This is a genomic window from Streptomyces sp. NPDC029169 (assembly GCF_055563935.1).
Map to the genome: position 1 here is coordinate 58,230 of NZ_JBVHXA010000007.1, position 18,091 is coordinate 76,320.

18 protein-coding genes are annotated in these 18,091 nt (G+C 72.2%); 8 read left to right on the forward strand and 10 right to left on the reverse strand.

The genetic code is table 11. The features are described from left to right. Nucleotides 1-140: 140 nt before the first annotated feature. The gene (locus ACZ4VI_RS15295; protein ID WP_467999696.1) at nt 141-677 is read left to right on the forward strand and encodes an Lrp/AsnC family transcriptional regulator; all 537 of its coding nucleotides are present in this window, start codon (nt 141-143) and stop codon (nt 675-677) included. 43 nt (nt 678-720) lie between these two features. Here ACZ4VI_RS15295 and ACZ4VI_RS15300 read toward each other — a convergent pair whose 3' ends face one another. Both ACZ4VI_RS15300 and ACZ4VI_RS15305 read right to left on the reverse strand, forming a co-directional pair. After that, nucleotides 721-1,314 (reverse strand): TetR/AcrR family transcriptional regulator, encoded by a 594-nt coding sequence (locus tag ACZ4VI_RS15300; protein WP_467999697.1) that lies wholly within the window; start codon nt 1,312-1,314, stop codon nt 721-723. Continuing rightward, nucleotides 1,311-2,897 (reverse strand): 3-hydroxyacyl-CoA dehydrogenase, encoded by a 1,587-nt coding sequence (locus tag ACZ4VI_RS15305; RefSeq protein WP_467999698.1) that lies wholly within the window; start codon nt 2,895-2,897, stop codon nt 1,311-1,313. Before ACZ4VI_RS15305 ends, ACZ4VI_RS15300 begins: the two co-directional genes overlap by 4 nt. Nucleotides 2,898-3,021: 124 nt before the next feature. Here ACZ4VI_RS15305 and paaN point away from each other — a divergent pair, with 124 nt between their 5' ends. Beyond that, nucleotides 3,022-4,719 carry a phenylacetic acid degradation protein PaaN gene (gene paaN / locus ACZ4VI_RS15310; RefSeq protein ID WP_467999699.1) on the forward strand — a complete coding sequence of 566 codons (1,698 nt, stop codon included), beginning with the start codon at nt 3,022-3,024 and terminating at the stop codon, nt 4,717-4,719. 47 nt (nt 4,720-4,766) lie between these two features. On the opposite strand, the gene ACZ4VI_RS15315 is transcribed toward paaN, so the two are convergent. From ACZ4VI_RS15315 to ACZ4VI_RS15325, 3 genes are read right to left on the reverse strand one after another with little or no spacing between them, the layout of a single operon-like run. Then, nucleotides 4,767-5,429 (reverse strand): TrmH family RNA methyltransferase, encoded by a 663-nt coding sequence (locus tag ACZ4VI_RS15315; RefSeq protein WP_467999700.1) that lies wholly within the window; start codon nt 5,427-5,429, stop codon nt 4,767-4,769. After that, nucleotides 5,426-6,685 carry an HTTM domain-containing protein gene (locus tag ACZ4VI_RS15320; RefSeq protein ID WP_467999701.1) on the reverse strand — a complete coding sequence of 420 codons (1,260 nt, stop codon included), beginning with the start codon at nt 6,683-6,685 and terminating at the stop codon, nt 5,426-5,428. Before ACZ4VI_RS15320 ends, ACZ4VI_RS15315 begins: the two co-directional genes overlap by 4 nt. Then, nucleotides 6,682-7,419: a DUF5819 family protein gene (locus ACZ4VI_RS15325; protein ID WP_467999702.1), complete on the reverse strand. Its 738-nt coding sequence runs from the start codon at nt 7,417-7,419 to the stop codon at nt 6,682-6,684. The genes ACZ4VI_RS15320 and ACZ4VI_RS15325 overlap by 4 nt, the downstream gene beginning before the upstream one ends. A 114-nt stretch (nt 7,420-7,533) precedes the next feature. Here ACZ4VI_RS15325 and paaA point away from each other — a divergent pair, with 114 nt between their 5' ends. From paaA to ACZ4VI_RS15355, 6 genes are all read left to right on the forward strand, one after another. Further along, nucleotides 7,534-8,586 carry a 1,2-phenylacetyl-CoA epoxidase subunit PaaA gene (gene paaA / locus ACZ4VI_RS15330; protein ID WP_467999703.1) on the forward strand — a complete coding sequence of 351 codons (1,053 nt, stop codon included), beginning with the start codon at nt 7,534-7,536 and terminating at the stop codon, nt 8,584-8,586. Next, entirely contained in the window at nt 8,583-8,870 is a 288-nt protein-coding gene (gene paaB, locus ACZ4VI_RS15335) for a 1,2-phenylacetyl-CoA epoxidase subunit PaaB (protein ID WP_260228409.1), read from the forward strand. Before paaA ends, paaB begins: the two co-directional genes overlap by 4 nt. Then, entirely contained in the window at nt 8,867-9,610 is a 744-nt protein-coding gene (gene paaC / locus ACZ4VI_RS15340) for a 1,2-phenylacetyl-CoA epoxidase subunit PaaC (RefSeq protein ID WP_467999704.1), read from the forward strand. The genes paaB and paaC overlap by 4 nt, the downstream gene beginning before the upstream one ends. After that, complete coding sequence (paaD, locus tag ACZ4VI_RS15345; RefSeq protein WP_467999705.1) at nt 9,604-10,104, forward strand: 1,2-phenylacetyl-CoA epoxidase subunit PaaD; 501 nt, start codon at nt 9,604-9,606, stop codon at nt 10,102-10,104. Before paaC ends, paaD begins: the two co-directional genes overlap by 7 nt. Continuing rightward, nucleotides 10,105-11,193: a 2Fe-2S iron-sulfur cluster-binding protein gene (locus ACZ4VI_RS15350; protein WP_467999706.1), complete on the forward strand. Its 1,089-nt coding sequence runs from the start codon at nt 10,105-10,107 to the stop codon at nt 11,191-11,193. It begins immediately after the preceding gene. Between the two features lie 79 nt (nt 11,194-11,272). After that, complete coding sequence (locus tag ACZ4VI_RS15355) at nt 11,273-12,406, forward strand: acyl-CoA dehydrogenase family protein (RefSeq protein WP_467999976.1); 1,134 nt, start codon at nt 11,273-11,275, stop codon at nt 12,404-12,406. A 22-nt stretch (nt 12,407-12,428) separates the two neighbouring features. On the opposite strand, the gene ACZ4VI_RS15360 is transcribed toward ACZ4VI_RS15355, so the two are convergent. The 5 genes from ACZ4VI_RS15360 to ACZ4VI_RS15380 all read right to left on the reverse strand — a co-directional run bounded on the left by ACZ4VI_RS15360 (nt 12,429) and on the right by ACZ4VI_RS15380 (nt 18,024). Then, the gene (locus ACZ4VI_RS15360) at nt 12,429-12,773 is read right to left on the reverse strand and encodes a rhodanese-like domain-containing protein (RefSeq protein ID WP_467999707.1); all 345 of its coding nucleotides are present in this window, start codon (nt 12,771-12,773) and stop codon (nt 12,429-12,431) included. A gap of 79 nt (nt 12,774-12,852) precedes the next feature. Continuing rightward, complete coding sequence (locus ACZ4VI_RS15365; RefSeq protein WP_467999977.1) at nt 12,853-13,710, reverse strand: hypothetical protein; 858 nt, start codon at nt 13,708-13,710, stop codon at nt 12,853-12,855. Between the two features lie 104 nt (nt 13,711-13,814). Beyond that, entirely contained in the window at nt 13,815-15,263 is a 1,449-nt protein-coding gene (locus ACZ4VI_RS15370) for a DUF2252 domain-containing protein (RefSeq protein WP_467999708.1), read from the reverse strand. 319 nt (nt 15,264-15,582) lie between these two features. Further along, a complete protein-coding gene (locus ACZ4VI_RS15375; protein ID WP_467999709.1) occupies nt 15,583-16,242 on the reverse strand; it encodes a response regulator in 660 nt (219 codons plus the stop codon). A 39-nt stretch (nt 16,243-16,281) separates the two neighbouring features. Beyond that, nucleotides 16,282-18,024 carry a sensor histidine kinase gene (locus ACZ4VI_RS15380; protein ID WP_467999710.1) on the reverse strand — a complete coding sequence of 581 codons (1,743 nt, stop codon included), beginning with the start codon at nt 18,022-18,024 and terminating at the stop codon, nt 16,282-16,284. Nucleotides 18,025-18,091: the final 67 nt, after the last annotated feature.

Below are 18,091 nucleotides of genomic sequence, written 5' to 3' on the forward strand. Positions count from 1 at the left end.
GGCGCGAGTGTGGCGCGCCTCACCTACCGATTGTTCGGTCGTGGAGGCATTTTGGCTACAGGCACCCTCAGCCTGTGGACAATCGGTTCTCCACAGCCTGGGATAGAGACATGTCGTCCATGGATGAGAGGCGGGGGGACATGGCGGATGAACAAATGGCCGACGACTGGGAGCAGGTCCTGGCCCAGAGTCCGGCCGGAACACAGGCCGGAGCACAGCAGGGCCCACCGGCCCGCCCGCTCGACGCGATCGACCGCGACATCCTGCGCATCCTGCAGACGGACGGTCGCGCGTCGGTACGTTCCGTGGCCGAGCGGGTCCATGTGTCCCGGGCCAATGCCTACGCGCGGATCAACCGGCTGATCGACGACGGGGTGATCCGCGGCTTCAGCGCCCGGGTCAACCACGAGCGCGCGGGACACGGCGCCTCGGCCTACATCACGCTCAAGATCGTCCAGAACTCCTGGCGCACCGTGCGCGAGCAGCTCCAGGCCCTCCCGGGCGCCGCGCACATCGCCCTGGTCAGCGGGGACTTCGACGTCCTCCTGCTGGTCCACACGCCCGACAACCGGACGCTGCGCGAGCTGGTGCTCACCAAGCTCCAGTCGATCCCCGAGGTGCTCTCCACCCGCACGCTGCTGGTCTTCGAGGAGACAGACCTCGATCCGCACCACTGACAGCCCGCCGACGGTCGTGCGACGGGTCCTGCCGACGGTCCGCTCAGCGGGCCGTCCGCAGCCCGTCGAAGGCGAGGTGGACCACGGTGTCCGCGAGCTGCTCCCGCTCGGCGTGAGCGCCCGGCAGCGGCCGGTACCACTCCACCAGCGAGTTGATCATGCCGAAGAGCAGCCGGGTGGCGAGCTTTATGTCCACATCGGCCCGCAGGTCCCCGTCGGCCACCGCCCCCTTCAGCAGCTCCGCCACCTTGTGGTCGAACTCCCTGCGGCGCTCCATCGCCCAGCGCTCGGTGCCGGTGTTGCCCCGGACACGCAGCAGCAGCGTCACGTACGGAAGCTCGGCTATCAGCACCTCGACGGTGCGCCGCGTGACGTACTCGACCCGCTCGATGGCCCGGCCGCGCCCCGCGCCCGGCTCGTCCAGGATCCCGAAGAGCCCGTCGAGCGCACGGCTGACCGCCCGCCGCAGCAGCTCCTCCTTGCCCGCGACATGGTGATAGATCGAGGACTTGGAGATCCCGGCGGCCTTGGAGAGGTGCTCCATGGACGTGCCGTCGTAGCCGCGCTCGTTGAAGACGCCCACGGCGACGGAGAGCAGCGTCTCGGGGGTGTACGTGTCGCGCTTCGCGGTGGTCATCGGGCGTCCTCCGCTTCCTCGGCATAGCCCCGGCGGACGAGGGCGAGGCTCGGCGCGTACCTGCCCGCCGGATAGCGTTCCTCCAGCGCCCTGAGCAGGGAGCACACCCGCCGGTACCCCACCTTCCCGCCCCACTCCAGCGGCCCGGCCGGGTAGTTGACCCCGAGCCGCATCGCCGTGTCCACGTCCTCGGCGGTCGCGACCCCCCGGTCGACGGCGTCGGCCGCGAGATCCGCCAGCATCGCGACCGTACGGGCCACGATCATGCCGGGCACGTCACCGACCACGGACACCTGCTTGCCGAGCGCCTGGAAGAGCCCCACCGCTTCCGCGAGGACCTCGGGGGCCATCCCCTCCCGGGTGGACAGGACGATCCGGCTCGCGCGCGCGTAGTCGAGCGCGAGGTCGAAGTAGATGACCTCGTCGTTCCAGTACTCGAAGGAGGTCTCGCCGTCCGCGAGGCTCAGCCGGCCACCTCCGGGGAGCAGGATCTGTCCGTCGCCCCGCTTGCGCCGCACCGCGATCCCGGCCTCCTCGAAGAGGCCCACGAGCGGTTCGGCGGGGCCGAGGTCGCCGCGGACGACGATCCTGCCCGGAGCCTCCGCCGGCGGCGCCGTGTGCGGCTCGGGGGCCGCCGCGCCCTCCCCGTACGGGAACCAGCCGTGCCCCGACTTGCGGCCGAGCCGCCCCGACTCCACCAGCCGCCGCTGCGCCAGCGAGGGAGTGAACTTGGGGTCCTGGTGGAAGGAGTCCCAGACGGACCGGGTGACGGCCTCGTTCACGTCCTGGCCGATGAGATCGGTCAGCTCGAAGGGGCCCATGCGGAAGCCGCCGCACTCGCGCAGGGCGGCGTCGATGGTGGCGGGGTCGGCCGCGCCCTCCTCGTACACCCGCAGCGCCTCCGCGTAGAAGGGCCGGGCGATCCGGTTCACGATGAAGCCGGGGGTGTCGGCGCAGCGCACCGGTGTCTTCCCCCAGCTCTTCACGGTCTCGTACGCGCGCGTGGCGGCCGATTCGTCGGTGGCGAAGCCGCTGACGACCTCGACGAGCGGCAGCACCGGCGCCGGGTTGAAGAAGTGCAGTCCGACGAACCGGCCGGGCAGCCGGAGCCCTCCCGCGATCGCGGTGACGGAGAGGGAGGAGGTGTTCGTGGCGAGCAGCGTGTCGTCGCCGACGATCTTCTCCAGCTCGGCGAAGAGCTGCCGCTTGACCGGGAGTTGCTCGACGATCGCCTCGACGACCAGCGCGGCGTCGGCCAGATCCGTCAACTCGGCGGCGGCGTGCAACCGAGCCACGGCGGCCTCGCGCGCGGCACCGTCCATCCGCCCCTTCTCGACCAGGCGGTCCAGGCGGGCGGAGAGCGCCGCCACGGCCTCCTCGGCCCGGCCGGGGGCACTGTCGTAGAGCCGTACGGGATGTCCGGCAACCAGGGCGACCTGGGCGATTCCCTGGCCCATGGTCCCCGTGCCGACGACGGCGACGGTACGGCTCCGGTCGAGGGCTCCGGCACCGGAATCCGGCGCCGCGGCCGGTCCGGCGTCAGGCCTGGCGTCCGGCGCGGAGTCGCTCATATTGGCGGTCATACGACTGATCCTCCCCGATGGGTTGTCCACAGCTTCGACAGACCCCCTTGTCCCGACCGATCGTTCGGTTACTCTAACTCTGTCAGTCACTCACTGCCCAGCTCGACGAGGAGTTGGTCCTGCAATGGCCACCGCTCAGCTGACCACCGACGCCCTGGCCGAGAAGCACCGGTCCACACTCGACCAGGCTCTCGACACCATCCGCACCCGTGCCTACTGGTCGCCCCACCCCGAGCACGCCAAGGCCTACGGCGAGAACGGCTCGCTGGACGCCGCCGCCGGCCTCGAGGCGTACAAGGCGCTCCTGAACACCCGCTTCGAGCTGGACCAGCCCGGCACGGACGGCTGGACCGGTGACGAGATCTCGCCGTACGGCCCGGCCCTCGGCATCGAGTACCCGCACGCCGACATCGACGTCCTGCTGCCCGCGATGCGCGCCGGCATGAGTGCCTGGCGCGACGCCGGCCCCGAGGTCCGCGCCCTGGTCTGTATGGAGATCCTCGCCCGGATCTCCGCCCGCACCCACGAGTTCGCGCACGCCGTCATGCACACCAGCGGCCAGGCGTTCATGATGGCGCTCCAGGCCGGCGGACCGCACGCCCAGGACCGCGGTCTGGAAGCGGTGGCCTACGCCTACGCCGAGCAGACCCGCACCCCCGGCAGCGCCGCCCACTGGTCCAAGCCCCAGGGCAAGCGCGACCCGCTGGAGCTGACCAAGGAGTTCACCCCCGTCGCCCGCGGCATCGCGCTGGTCATCGGCTGCAACACCTTCCCGACGTGGAACGGCTACCCCGGCCTCTTCGCCTCCCTCGCCACCGGCAACCCCGTCCTGGTCAAGCCGCACCCGCGCGCCGTCCTCCCGCTGGCGCTCACCGTCCGCGTCGCCCGCGAGGTCCTCGCCGAGACCGGCTTCGACCCGAACCTGGTCGCGCTCGCCGTCGACCGGCCCGGGGAGGGCATCGCCAAGACCCTGGCCGTCCGCCCCGAGATCCGGATCATCGACTACACCGGCTCCACCGCCTTCGGCGACTGGCTGGAGGCCAACGCCCGCCAGGCGCAGGTCTACACGGAGAAGGCCGGCGTCAACACGGTCGTCGTCGACTCCACCGACGACTACAAGGGGATGCTCTCCAACCTGGCGTTCTCCCTGTCGCTCTACAGCGGCCAGATGTGCACCACCCCGCAGAACCTGCTGATCCCCCGCGACGGCATCACCACCGACGCCGGCCCCAAGTCGTACGACGAGGTGGTCGCCGATCTCGCCGCGGCGGTCGGCGGGCTGCTGGGCGACGACGCCCGGGCGAACGCCCTGCTCGGCGCCCTGGTCAACCCGGACGTGAAGGCGCGCCTGGAGGCCGCCGCGGGCCTCGGCGAGGTGGCCCTGGCCTCCCGCGAGGTGGCGAACCCGGACTTCCCCGACGCCGTCGTCCGTACACCGGTCATCGTCAAGCTGGACGGCACCAAGCCGGACGCGGACGCCGCGTACTTCTCCGAGTGCTTCGGGCCGGTGTCCTTCGCCGTCTCCGTCGACTCGACCGCCGACGCGCTGGAGCTGCTGCGGCGCACGGTCCGCGAGAAGGGCGCGATGACGGTCGGGGCGTACACCACCTCGGCCGAGACCGAGCGCGCCATCGAGGAGGTCTGCCTGGAGGAGTCGGCCCAGCTCTCGCTGAACCTGACGGGCGGGGTGTACGTCAACCAGACGGCGGCGTTCTCCGACTTCCACGGCTCCGGCGGAAACCCGGCCGCGAACGCGGCACTGTGCGACGGAGCGTTCGTCGCCAACCGCTTCCGGGTGGTGGAGGTCCGCCGCCAGGCGTGACCCCCGGTGCTCGCGGGGGCCCTACGGGGCCTCCGCGAGGCCTCCGCTCACGCGCCCGGGGTGATCTCGGCGTACCGCTGCACCCACGCGTGCATCGCGATCGCCGCCGCGGCCCCGGCGTTGATCGACCGGGTGGAGCCGAACTGGGCGATCGAGCAGACCATCTCCGCGTGCTTGCGGGCCTCCTCGGTGAGGCCCGGCCCCTCCTGCCCGAAGAGCAGCACACAGCGCCGCGGCAGGACGGTACGCTCCAGCGGCACCGCGCCCGGCAGATTGTCGATCCCGATGATCGGCACGCCCTCGGCCGCCGCCCACGCCGTCAGCGACTCGGTGTCCGGGTGGTGGCGCACATGCTGGTAGCGGTCGGTGACCATCGCCCCGCGCCGGTTCCAGCGCCGCCGCCCGACGATGTGGATCTCCTTCGCCAGGAAGGCGTTGGCGGTCCGCACCACCGACCCGATGTTGAAATCGTGGCCCCAGTTCTCGACCGCGACATGGAAGTCGTGGCGCCGGGTGTCCAGGTCGGCGACGATCGCCTCCCGCGTCCAGTACCGGTACCGGTCGACGACATTGCGCCGGTCCCCGCCGGCGAGCAGCTCGGGGTCGTAGCGCTCGCCCTCCGGCCAGGGCAGCGGATGCGGCCCCACGCCGACCTCGGGGGCGTACCCGTCGTCGTACTGGATCGGCTCGGACTGTTCAGCGGTGCTCACCCCACGAGGGTACGGGGGGCGGGTTCCTCACCCGTACGGCGCTGCTCGGGCAGCTCGCCGCGCGGCCGGGACAGCAGCCGGTCCCTGCCGCGCGCCCCCCGCGCGCCCAGCCACACCAGGAACGCCGTCGGCAGGAACACCGCGTCCGCAGAGATCATCGCGAGCGAGAACAGCGGCAGTCCGAGGAGGACGGCGATGCCGGCGTGCTCCAGCATCATCGCGACCAGCAGGACGTTCTTGACCTTGCGGTTGAACAGGGTGAACGGGAAGGCGACCTGGATCAGCACGGTGCCGTAGGTCAGCACCATCACCATCACCCCGCTGGAGCCGAGCAGATCGGACAGGGCGGGCCAGGGCGTGAAGTAGTCCAGCTGGAGCGGGTAGTAGAGCGCGGTGCCGTCCTGCCAGCGCGAGCCCTGGATCTTGTACCAGCCGGCTGTCGCGTAGATAAGACAGACCTCGGCCATGATCACGACGAGGGCCGCGTTGTGGGTGAGGTTGGCGAGGACGTCGAGGAGGGTGCGCGGCTCGCCCGGCGCGTAGCGGCACACCGCCCACCACAGCGCCTGCGCCAGCCACAGCACCCACAGCAGCACCAGAAGCCACATCGAGCCGGTGGTGCCGGCGAAGTACGTGGCGGCGAGCAGGAAGCCGCCAAGGACCGTCCACAGGGGCGGGCCGACGACATCGCGGCGGGTCTGCGCCCGCCCCTCCTCCGCCGCACGTGCCTCGCGGGCGGCCCGGCGAGCGTCCAGGGACCAGACCTGGCCGCAGCGGGTCAGGACGAGGTAGATCGCGGCGAGGTGGACGACGTTGTCCCCGCCGTCACCCACGAAGACGGAGCGATTCTGCAGGGACAGCACACCGACCATGAAGACCACCGACATGGCGCGGGTGCGCCAGCCGAGCAGCAGCAGGACGGCGGAGAGCACGGCGAGCGCGTACACGGTCTCGAACCAGAACCCGCCGTCCGACCACATCAGAGCCGTGAACGCCTCGTTCTCGGCGATCAGCTGCCGGCCCATCTCCCACGACCAGGGGCTGTCCGGCCCGTAGAGCTCATGCCGGTGGGGCAGCTCGCGCAGCAGGAAGAGCAGCCAGGTCAGGGAGAAGCCGATCCGGACGACCGCGCTCTGGTACGGGCCGAGGGCCGAGCCCGTGACCCGCTGCACGCGCCGGGCGAGCCGCCGGTCGAACGGCTCCCGGGGCGCCGGGACCGCGCTCCCGGCGGACTGCTGCTCGGTCGACCGGTTCACCGGGCCGCCTCCGTACGATCGTCCCGCGCCCCGCCCGGCAGATCGGCGGCGCTCACCTTCCACCACGGGAACTCCCGGTGCACAGGGTCCGTGCCGGTCTTCTCGGTGCTCCACGACGGGGCGGGAACGGTGCGCACGGTGGAGCGGAGCTGGATCCGCTCCACCGCGCCGCCGAGTGGCCGCCCGTCGAGACGGAGCATGACGATCCGGCGGACGTAGCTCTCGGAGAGCCGGCCGCGCAGACCGTTGGGGCGATGATCCTCGGAGTGGGAGTTCAGATAGAAGTCCCACGCCCGGCGGAGCTCGTTCTGTTCGGTGTGGCTGGGCACGAGGCTGCCGCGGATCGCCTCGGTGTCCTGCGCGGTCAGATCGATCCAGCCGGTCGTGCGCCGCGAGCCGTCGGCGCCCGCGACCTCGGCCCGGACCTGGACGGCGACATTCTGCTGGAGCGGGTTGGGGGCGAAGAGCTTCCAGTTCTGCTCGAACTCGGGATAGACCCAGTCGTCGACCGCCTCGCCGTGCCGCTTGGTCAGCGTGTTCGACGGCGCGACGTGCAGGAACACCATCGCGAGGTGCACGCAGGCGAGGACTCCGACGACGGCGAGCGCGACGGCGGCGACGACCTGGTACGGGAAGGAGAGCGAGGCGATCCCGGTGCCATGGGCGCCCGCTCGTGGCCCCGGTGCGGGCAGGGTGGGCTCCTCGTGTGCGTCCGCGTCGTCGTGCGCTTCCATCCCGCCCCGATCCCGATCGGTCCACCCTCTAGTTATCCACAGGGTTGACACCATACGGGCCGTCGACCGACCATTGAAGTCATTCAACCGAACGATCGGTCGGTAGGGAGTGCGATGACCGCAGGGACGGCAGCGACCGCAGTGACCGCGGGCGCACAGGACACAGGGGCGGCCGCGCGGGACGCGCGGGACGACAGGGCCACCGCGGCGGCCCAGGCCGCCTACGAGGCGGTGTTCGACGCCGCCGTCGCCGCCGACGAGCGCATCGAGCCGCGCGACTGGATGCCCGACGCCTACCGGGCCTCCCTCGTCCGCCAGATAGCGCAGCACGCCCACTCCGAGATCATCGGCATGCAGCCCGAGGCCAACTGGATCACCCGCGCGCCCTCGCTGCGCCGCAAGGCGATCCTCATGGCCAAGGTCCAGGACGAGGCCGGCCACGGCCTGTACCTGTACAGCGCGGCGGAGACCCTCGGCACCGGCCGCGACGAGCTCCTCGACAAGCTCCACTCCGGCCGCCAGAAGTACTCCTCGATCTTCAACTACCCCACGCTGACCTGGGCCGACGTCGGCGCGATCGGCTGGCTCGTCGACGGCGCCGCCATCACCAACCAGGTCCCGCTCTGCCGCTGCTCCTACGGTCCGTACGCCCGCGCGATGGTCCGTATCTGCAAGGAGGAGTCCTTCCACCAGCGGCAGGGGTACGAAGCGCTCCTCGCCCTCTCCCGGGGCACCGAGGAGCAGCACGCCATGGCCCAGGACGCGGTGGACCGCTGGTGGTGGCCCTCGCTGATGATGTTCGGCCCGCCGGACGACGAGTCGTCGCACTCCGCCCAGTCCATGGCCTGGAAGATCAAGCGGCACTCCAACGACGAGCTGCGCCAGCGCTTCGTCGACATCGCCGTCCCCCAGGCCGAAGCCCTCGGACTCACCCTCCCTGACCCGGACCTGCGGTGGAACGAGGAGCGCGGGCACTACGACTTCGGCCCCATCGACTGGGCCGAGTTCTGGGACGTCCTCAAGGGCAACGGCCCCTGCAACGAGCAGCGGCTCGACCGGCGCCGCCAGGCCCACGAGGACGGCGCCTGGGTCAGGGAAGCAGCCGCGGCATACGCCGAGAAGCACACGACGGCACAGCAGCACACGAACGGGGAGGCACGGGCATGACCACCGACGGATGGCCGCTGTGGGAGGTGTTCGTGCGCTCGCGCCGCGGACTGTCCCACACCCACGCCGGCAGCCTGCACGCGCCGGACGCAGAGATGGCGCTGCGCAACGCCCGCGACCTGTACACCCGCCGCAACGAAGGCGTCTCGATCTGGGTGGTGCCCTCCGCCGCGATCACCGCCTCCTCGCCCGACGAGAAGGACCCGTTCTTCGAGCCGTCGGCCGACAAGCCCTACCGCCACCCGACCTTCTACGAGATCCCCGAGGGGGTGAAGCACCTGTGAGCGCCACCACCGGCACGGCCGACACCACCGCCGCGATCACCGAAGCCGCCCTGGCCCTTGGCGACGACGCCCTCGTGCTCTCCCACCGGCTGGGGGAGTGGGCGGGCAACGCCCCCGTCCTGGAGGAGGAGGTCGCCCTCGCCAACATCGCGCTCGACCTGCTCGGCCAGGCCCGCATCCTGCTCTCCCTCGTCGGGGACGAGGACGAACTGGCCTACCTCCGCGAGGAGCGGGCCTTCCGCAACACCCAGCTCGTCGAACAGCCCAACGGCGACTTCGCCCACACCATCGCCCGCCAGCTCTACTTCTCCACCTACCAGCGACTCCTGTACGGACAGCTGGCAGCCGAAAACGGGCCGCTGAGCGGGCTCGCGGCGAAGGCCGTCAAGGAAGTCGCCTACCACCAGGACCACGCCGAGCACTGGACCCTGCGCCTCGGCGACGGCACCCCCGAGAGCCACCAGCGCATGCAGCGCGCCTGCGACGCCCTCTGGCGCTACACCGGCGAGCTGTTCCAGCCCGTCGCGGGCCTCGACGTGGACCACGAGGCCCTGCGGAGCGCCTGGCTCGACTCGGTCACGGCCGTCCTCGAACGGGCCACCCTCACCGTCCCGAGCGGGCCGCAGACCGGCGCCTGGCGCGCGGGAGCCGGCCGGCAGGGCCTGCACACCGAGTCCTTCGGACGGATGCTCGCCGAGATGCAGCATCTGCACCGCAGCCACCCGGGGGCGACATGGTGACCGCCATGACGGACCTGGAGCGGGAACTGAGCCGGATCGCCGGCGCCGTCCCCGACCCCGAGCTGCCCGTCCTCACCCTCGAAGAGCTCGGCGTCCTGCGCGGCGTCCAGGTCCTCGGCCCCGGCCGTGTCGAGGTCGAGCTGACGCCGACGTACACCGGCTGCCCGGCGATCGAGGCGATGTCCTCGGACATCGAGCGCGCCCTGCACGAGCACGGCGTCCCCGAGGTCTCCGTCGTCACCGTCCTCGCGCCCGCCTGGTCGACGGACGACATCAGCGACGAAGGACGCCGCAAGCTCGCCGAGTTCGGCATCGCCCCGCCCCGCCCCCAGGGCCCGGCCGGCGGCCCCGTCCCCCTCACCCTGGCGATCCGCTGCCCGCACTGCGGCTCCACCGAGACCGAACTGCTCAGCCGGTTCTCCTCCACCGCGTGCAAGGCACTGCGCCGCTGCACGGCCTGCCGCGAACCGTTCGACCACTTCAAGGAGTTGTAGATGCTGTCCTCAGGCTCCGGACGGGCCGGGTTCCATCCGCTCCGGGTGAGCGAGGTCGAACAGCTCACGGACGACTCGGTGGCCGTCACCTTCGCGGTCCCACCCGAACTGCGCGACGCCTACCGCCACACCCCCGGCCAGCACCTCGCCCTGCGCCGCACCGCACGCGACGGCGAGGAGATCCGCCGTACGTACTCGATCTGCACGGCCGCCGCCCCCGCCGGGCAGGAGCCCGTCCTGCGGGTCGGCATCCGGCTGGTCGACGGCGGCGAGTTCTCCACGTACGCACTGAAGGAACTGGCCGTCGGCGACACCGTCGAGGTCATGGAGCCGATGGGCCGCTTCACCCTGACGCCCCGGCCCGGGCACTTCGCCGCCGTGGTCGGCGGCAGCGGCATCACCCCGGTCCTGTCGATGGCGGAGACCCTGCTCGCCCAGGAACCTCAGGCCCGGTTCTGCCTCGTCCGGAGCGACCGCACCGCCTCCTCCACGATGTTCGTGGACGAGGTCGCCGACCTCAAGGACCGCTTCCCCGACCGCTTCCAACTCGTCACCGTGCTCTCCCGCGAGGAACAGCAGGCGGGCCTGCCGTCCGGGCGCCTCGACCAGGAGCGGCTGACCGGCCTGCTCCCCGCGCTCCTGCCCGTCGGCGACATCGACGGCTGGTTCCTGTGCGGCCCCTTCGGCCTCGTCCAGTCCGCCGAACGCGCCCTGCGCGGACTCGGCGTCGACCGTTCCCGGATCCACCAGGAGATCTTCCACGTCGACGACGGCTCGGCTCCCGCCCCCGCGCCCCGCGCCGACGCCCCCGTCCACGCCACGCTCACGGCGACCCTGCACGGCCGGTCCGGCAACTGGCCCGTCCAGGAAGGCGAGACGCTGCTCGAAACGGTGCTCCGCGCCCGCGCCGACGCCCCCTACGCCTGCAAGGGCGGGGTGTGCGGCACCTGCCGCGCCTTCCTCGTCGGCGGCGAGGTGCGGATGGACCGCAACTTCGCGCTCGAACCGGAGGAGACCGAGGCCGGATACGTCCTGGCCTGCCAGTCCCACCCGGCCACCGCGGAAGTGGAGCTGGACTTCGACCGCTGACCGCCCCCGCGCCATTCCCTTCCCCTAGAACCTGTTCTATCTTGACGGTCCGTCAGATGGGCAACGGGAGGGCATGGCCGTGGACTTCACCTTCACCGAGGAACAGCAGGCGGCCGTCGAGGCGGCCAAGGCGGTCTTCTCCGGCGTCACACCCGACGCCGTACCGAGCCCCGCGCTCACCCCCGGAGCCGTCGCCGACGACTTCGACCGCCCGCTCTGGTCCCGCCTCGCCGCCGCCGACCTCCTCGGCCTCGTCCTCGCCCCCGAACACGGCGGAGCGGGCCTCGACACCATCGCTCTCTGCCTCGTCCTGCGCGAATCCGCCCGCGTCCTCGCCCGCGTACCGCTCCTGGAGACCAGCGCGGTCGCCATGACCATCCAGCGCTACGCCGGCGACGCCACAGCAGCCGAACTCCTGCCCCGCGTCGGCCGCGGCGAACTCGTCCTCACCGCCGCATCCAACGGCCGCACGGGCCACGACCCCGCCGAACTCGCCGTCACCGCCCACCGCGACGGCACCGACTGGATCCTCGACGGCCTCCAGAGCGCCGTCCCCTGGGCCCACGGCGCCGACCGGATCGCCGTCCCCGCCCACACCAGCGCAGGACAGACCGTCCTCGCCCTGATCCCCCGCACCCACCCCGGCCTCATCCTGGCCGAGCAGTACTCCACCAGCGGCGAACTCCTCGCCGAACTACGCCTGGACTCCCTACGCCTCGCCGCCGCCGACGTCATCGACACCGACGGCGCCTGGGACTGGCTCCGCGGCGTCCTCGCCACCGGAACCTGCGCCCTCGCCCTCGGCCTCGGCGAGAATGTCCTCGCGATGACGAGCCAGTACACCGGCAAACGCGAACAGTTCGGCCACCCCGTGGCCACCTTCCAGGCCGTCGCCGTCCAGGCCGCCGACCGCTACATCGACCTGCGCGCCATGGAGGTCACCCTCTGGCAGGCCGCCTGGCGCATCAGCACCGGAGCCGGCGGACCGCTGCCGCCCGCCGCGGACATCGCCGTCGCCAAGACCTGGGCATCGGAAGGCGTACGGCGCGTGGTGCAGACCGCCCAGCACCTCCACGGCGGCTTCGGTGCCGACACCGACTACCCGCTGCACCGCTACCACGCCTGGGCCAAGCAGCTCGAACTCGCCCTCGGCCCGGCCGCCGCCCACGAGGAGGCCCTCGGCGACCTGCTGGCCGCCCACCCCCTCGGCTGAGGCCGGCTACAGGACTGCAGGACTACAGGACGAAGCCCGCCGTGCCGTCGTCCGTCACGACCGGCCGCCCGGCACCGTCCCAGGCGAGCATGCCGCCGTCGATGTTCACCGCGTCGATCCCCTGCTGCACCAGATACTGCGTGACCTGCGCCGAACGGCCACCGACCCGGCACATCACATACGCGCGGCCGCCCTCGGCCACCGCCTCGGTCACCTCACCGAAACGCGCCACGAAGTCACTCATCGGCACGTGCACCGCGTCCTTGACGTGACCGGCCGCCCACTCGTTGTCCTCCCGGACATCCAGCACCAGGGCATCGGCCGGCACGGAGGCCGCTTCCACCGAGGGCAGCGGGGCGAAATTCATGGGACAGGCCTTCTCTCGTCAGGACCGCTCGTCAGGACCGCTCGGAAGGATCGAAGAAATCCGAGCTCTTCCAAAAAACCTACTGCACCAGCGTGGCGAGCTCCGCCTCACGCTCGGAGACCTGCGCGAGCAGCTGCTCGGCGATCTCCTCCAGAAGCCGGTCGGGGTCGTCGGGCGCCATCCGCAGCATCGCGCCGATCGCGCTCTCCTCCAGCTCCCGCGCGACCAGGGTCAGCAGCTCCTTGCGCTGCGAGAGCCACTCGAGGCGCGCGTACAGCTCCTCGCTCTCACTGAGCCGCTCCTCCGCGGGAGCGGGGCCGGCTGCCCACTCGGCGGACAGCTCGCGCAGCAGCGCGGCGTCACCGCGGGCGTAGGCCGCGTTCACGCGGGTGATGAACTCCTCGCGCCGCTTGCGCTCGTCCTCCTCGCGCGCCAGGTCCGGGTGGGCCTGGCGGGCCAGCTCGCGGTACAGCTTGCGGGCCTCCTCACCGGGCCGGACCCGCTTGGGCGGCTGCACCGGCTGCTCGGTCAGCATGGCCGCGGCCTCGGGGGAGAGCCCGTCGGAGTCGATCCAGTCGTGGAAGAGCTCCTCGACCCCCGGCATCGGCATCACGACGGCCCGCGCCTCCTCGGCCCGCCGCAGATCCTCCGGATCCCCGGTGATGGCCGCCCGCGCCTCGGCGATCTGCGCGTCCAGCTCGTCGAGCCGCGTGTACATGGGGCCCAGCTTCTGGTGGTGCAGCCGGGAGAAGTTGTCGACCTCGACGCGGAAGGTCTCCACCGCGATCTCGAACTCGATCAGGGCCTGCTCGGCTACGCGCACGGCCTTCTCCAGCCGCGCCTCGGGCCGCTCCGCGCCGACGTCGTCACCCGCGCCGGCACCCGGTTCCACGTCCTGGTCGTCCTGGTCCACGCCCACGTCCTCGCTCCGGTCCATCACCCCACCAGCCTACGATCCCGGGGGGCCCTCCCCCTCCCCCCTCCCGCCCCGCCCCCTCTCCCCGTGCCGACGGCGGCCCGGTGTCGGGCAGGCGTCAGCCGTCACACTCCCAGCTCGGCCGCTGTCCGGCCGTTACGGACCGCCGTCACCAGGTCCGTGTGGTCCGCCGTCGTGCGGTCCGCGTAGGCGACGGCGAAGGCCGCCACGGCCTCGTCGAACTCCTCGTTCTTGCCGCAGTAGCCGGCTATCAGGCGCGGGTCCGCGCTGTGGGCGTGGGCGCGGGCCAGCAGGGCGCCGGTCATGCGGCCGTAGTCGTCGACCTGGTCGGGGGTGAGCGCGGCCGGGTCGACACTGCCCTTGCGGTTGCGGAACTGGCGCACCTGGAAGGGACGCCCCTGCACCGTCGTCCAGCCGAGCAGGATGTCGCTGACGACCTGCATCCGCTTCTGCCCGAGCACCACGCGCCGCCCCTCGTGCCCCGGGTCCGGGACGGTGAAGCCGACGGCCGGAAGATGGGGGAGCAGCGCCGAGGGCCGGGCCTCCTTCACCTGCAGGACAAGCGCCTCGCCCCGGTGGTCGAGCAGCAGCACCACGTACGAACGGGTGCCGACGCTGCCGGTGCCGACGACGCGGAAGGCGACGTCGTGGACCGCGTACCGCGCGAGCAGCGGCAGCCGGTCCTCCGAGACGGTCTCCAGGTAGGGGCCGAGCGCGGCGGTGACGGCCACCGCCTCCTCGTCGGGCACCCGGCGCAGCACCGGCGGGGCGTCGACGAACCGCCGGCCTCCCCCGTCGGCTCCGCTGACGGACTCGGTCGACTTCGCGGCGAACCGTGCGCTGGTGTTGTTCCGGGCCTTCTCCGAGACCCTTTCGAGGGTGCCGAGCAGGTCGCGGGCGTCGGTGTGGGAGACGAGCTCCTCGTCGGCTATGGCGTTCCAGGCGTCGAGCGCCGGGAGCTTGGCCAGCAGCCGCATCGTCCGCCGGTAGGCGCCGACGGTGTCGAACGCCGCCGCCCGGCAGGTCTCCTCGCTCGCGCCCGTCTCCCGTCCGGCGAGCACCAGGGAGGTGGCCAGTCGCTTGAGGTCCCACTCCCAGGGGCCGACGACGGTCTCGTCGAAGTCGTTGAGGTCGATGACGAGCCGGCCGCGGGCGTCACCGTAGAGGCCGAAGTTCGCCGCGTGCGCGTCGCCGCAGATCTGCGCGGCGACGCCGGTGACGGGGGAGCCGACCAGGTCGTGAGCCATGAGCCCGGCGGCCCCGCGCAGGAACGCGAAGGGGCTCGCGGCCATGCGTCCGACGCGTATGGGCGCCAGTTCCGGCACGCGGTCGCGGCTCGACTCCTCGACGGCCCGGACGGCGTCGGGCCGGTCGTCGGCGATGTTCAGGATGCTGTGCCCGGAGCGCGGGACGCGCGCCCGCAGCGCCCTGCCCTGCTCCTTGGGGGAGTCCGTGGCCCCCGCGGCCGCCCGCCGGGCGAACCCGGGCACGTGCGGAACGCGCCCGCCCTCCGTGCCTCGCTGCCCCGGTACCGCCGCCTGGATCTCGCCCATGGGACGCCCTCCCCCGCCTTCGTACTGCGCCGTCCAACATCAACTGGCCCTGACGGTACCGCCGGGTTCCGCGCCCGTCTCCCCCTGTGGACAACGGCCTGTGGACAACTGCCCGAGCGGCTTCCCGCAGCGCAGCCCCGACGCCCCCATCTCCTCCTCGGCCCCCACCTCCGCCGCGGCGGGTACGGCGGCCCGGCGACAGCGCCCCTCCGCCACGCCCGCCCGCGCAGACCGTCACGGGGGCGACTGGGCGACGCCGGTGACCGTCAGGGACGCGTCGTATCGCGCCCCTACAGCCCCGCATCGACAGCCCCGCCCCTTACATCCCCGCATCACGCGCCAGCAGCGCCGCCTGCACGCGGTTCTCGCACCCCAGCTTCGCGAGGATCCGGCTGACGTACGTCTTCACCGTGGCCTCGCTCATGTGCAGTCGCCGCCCCGCGTCCGCGTTGGACAGCCCCTCCCCGAGCAGGGCCAGCACCTCGCGCTCCTTCTCACTCAGCGCCGCCACCCGTCCTCTCGCCTGCTCCGCGCGCGCCGCCTCCCGCCCCGAGGCCAGCTGCTCCACCACATGGCGGGTCGCCGCGGGCGAAAGATACGCGTCGCCTGCCGCCGCGGCCCGCACCGCCCCGATCAGCTCGGCAGGCGCCGTGTCCTTGAGCAGGAAGCCGGCGCCCCCGTACTCCAGCGCCCGCAGCACGTTCTCCCGCTCGCCGAACGTCGTCAGCACGATCACCCGCGCCGAGGGCGCCGCCCGCCGCAGCTCCGGCAGCGCGGACAGGCCGTCGAGCACCGGCATCTGGATGTCGAGCAGCACCACGTCGGCGGCGTGCGCCCGCGCCCGCTCGACCGCCTCCCGGCCGTTCGCCGCCTCCGCCACCACCTCGATGCCCTCGTCCGACGTGAGGATCATCCGGATCCCGGCCCTGATCAGCGGCTCGTCATCGGCGACCACGACCCTGATGCGCTGCCCAGCCACAGCTACTCCCCCACGGCTACCGGTTCGGGCGGGTCAGCGCTAGCGCGTGACCTCGTACGACTTCTTCTCGATCAGCTTGCCGTCCTTGAAGCAGAACCGGAAAACCGGCTCCGTCTCAATGTCCTCCGCCACCTCCGAGGACATCAGCACCAGGCACTTCGACCCCTCGGGCTCCGCGGGCCCCTTGCCGTGCAGTCCGGTGGTGGCGATCGTGTCGCCGGACGGCAGCTTGTCGCGTACCTCCTGCTCGGGCGCCCCGACCCTGACCGCGTCATACTCGCCCGGATCGATCATGCCCTTCTCCATCGCCCCCATCAGGAAGAAGATGCCGAAGCCGCCCGCCACCAGCAACAGCACCAGGGCCGCGAACGCGATCCCGCATCCCACCGCCACCCCGCTCGCCGTACTCCTGCCCCCGCCCATCGCCATCGCCAGCTCCCGTTCCGTGATCGTCCAGTCGGCCTGTCCGACCGGGACCCGGCCAAAGTCGCTCATCAGAGGCTTCGTCGACTGCTGGCGGAAGTCGTCGGCCGCATCGACCAAAGGCGCTGCTTCCACCACCCCGTACGGCAGCATCCCGGCGACCCGGAACCCCCCGCTGTCCAGCGGCCCCGCGTGGACGATGCCGCCGACGAGCCGGGCCCGCTCGTGCAGACCGGTGAGCCCCTGGCCGCCGCTGACCACGTTCCCGGGTTCCTCCGCCGCCTCCTCGTTGACGATCTCCACGACCAGCGAGTCCGGCTCGTACCGGACCTCCACGTCGATGAGCGCTCCCGGCGCGTGCTTGTAGGCGTTGGTGAGCGCCTCCTGCACGATCCTGTACGCGGCGTGGTCGGCGGCCGGCGGCAGGGGCTTGGACTCGCCGCGCCGCCGCAGCTCCACCCGGTTCCCCGCGGCCCGCGCGGCCTCGACGAGCCCCTCGATACCGGCGGTCCCCCGCGCCGCCCGACCCGACGCCTCGCGGGCCTGCGCCGGGACGGCCGCCGTCCCGGCTGGCGCGCCGACGCCGTCGCGCAGGATGCCGACGACCTCCCGCAGCTCGTGCATCGCGGTCACCGACGCGTTGCGCAGCACCCCGACCGCCTCACGCTGCCGGCCGGTCAGCTCCCGGTCGACCTCCAGGGCGCCGGCGTGGACCGCGATCAGCGCGAGCTGGTGCCCGAGGCTGTCGTGCATGTCCTGGGCGATGCGCTGCCGCTCCATGAGCCGCGCCTGCCCGACCACCATCGCCCGCTCCCGCAGCAGCTGGGCGTTGCCCTCCTGCAGGGCGTGCAGCAGGGTCCTGCGCTGCGTCCAGTACCGGTTGGCGAGGCCGGGCGCCAGGGTCGTCGCCAGGTAGTAGAGCGTCGCCATGAAGGCGACGGTGAGCGTCCGCTGGAGGTCCCAGATGTCCAGCACGCTCGCCACGACGTTCAGTACGTACGCGACGGTGTACGCGATCAGCGCCCGCCCGGCGCCCGCGATGTACCGCCCGGCCGACCAGCCGACGAGGATCAGGAGCACCAAGAAGCCCTGAACGAGCGGCGCGAGGGCTCCGGTGACGACGAGCACGCTCACGGGCAGCCGTCGGCGCAGCAGTGACAGCACCCCGGCGGCGAGCGCCACCCAGGCGAGCTCCCACCCCTCACCGCCGAGCAGCTCCTGGGTGCCGGCGGCGAGCAGCGCCATGACGACGGCGAGCACCGCCTCGCCGGCGGTCCTGCGCCGCGACCACAACTCTGGCGCCGCGAACCAGTCCCACCCGGCGCCGATCCCGGCCCTGATCTTCGAAGTCGCGTCCACGCTCGCACCCTAGGCAGCACCCCGCCCGGCCCGCGGCTCTCTTTCGTCTCGCCCCACAGCAACGAAC

Bases quoted from the DNA above. Each gene is read 5' to 3' on its own strand.
- paaB (WP_260228409.1), top strand. From the start codon at position 8,583: ATGACCACCGACGGATGGCCGCTGTGGGAGGTGTTCGTGCGCTCGCGC.
- paaN (WP_467999699.1), top strand. From the start codon at position 3,022: ATGGCCACCGCTCAGCTGACCACCGACGCCCTGGCCGAGAAGCACCGG.
- ACZ4VI_RS15350 (WP_467999706.1), top strand. From the start codon at position 10,105: ATGCTGTCCTCAGGCTCCGGACGGGCCGGGTTCCATCCGCTCCGGGTG.
- ACZ4VI_RS15295 (WP_467999696.1), top strand. From the start codon at position 141: ATGGCGGATGAACAAATGGCCGACGACTGGGAGCAGGTCCTGGCCCAG.
- ACZ4VI_RS15370 (WP_467999708.1), bottom strand. From the start codon at position 15,263: ATGGGCGAGATCCAGGCGGCGGTACCGGGGCAGCGAGGCACGGAGGGC.
- ACZ4VI_RS15300 (WP_467999697.1), bottom strand. From the start codon at position 1,314: ATGACCACCGCGAAGCGCGACACGTACACCCCCGAGACGCTGCTCTCC.
- paaA (WP_467999703.1), top strand. From the start codon at position 7,534: ATGACCGCAGGGACGGCAGCGACCGCAGTGACCGCGGGCGCACAGGAC.
- ACZ4VI_RS15305 (WP_467999698.1), bottom strand. From the start codon at position 2,897: ATGACCGCCAATATGAGCGACTCCGCGCCGGACGCCAGGCCTGACGCC.
- ACZ4VI_RS15365 (WP_467999977.1), bottom strand. From the start codon at position 13,710: ATGGACCGGAGCGAGGACGTGGGCGTGGACCAGGACGACCAGGACGTG.
- paaD (WP_467999705.1), top strand. From the start codon at position 9,604: ATGGTGACCGCCATGACGGACCTGGAGCGGGAACTGAGCCGGATCGCC.
- ACZ4VI_RS15325 (WP_467999702.1), bottom strand. From the start codon at position 7,419: ATGGAAGCGCACGACGACGCGGACGCACACGAGGAGCCCACCCTGCCC.
- ACZ4VI_RS15360 (WP_467999707.1), bottom strand. From the start codon at position 12,773: ATGAATTTCGCCCCGCTGCCCTCGGTGGAAGCGGCCTCCGTGCCGGCC.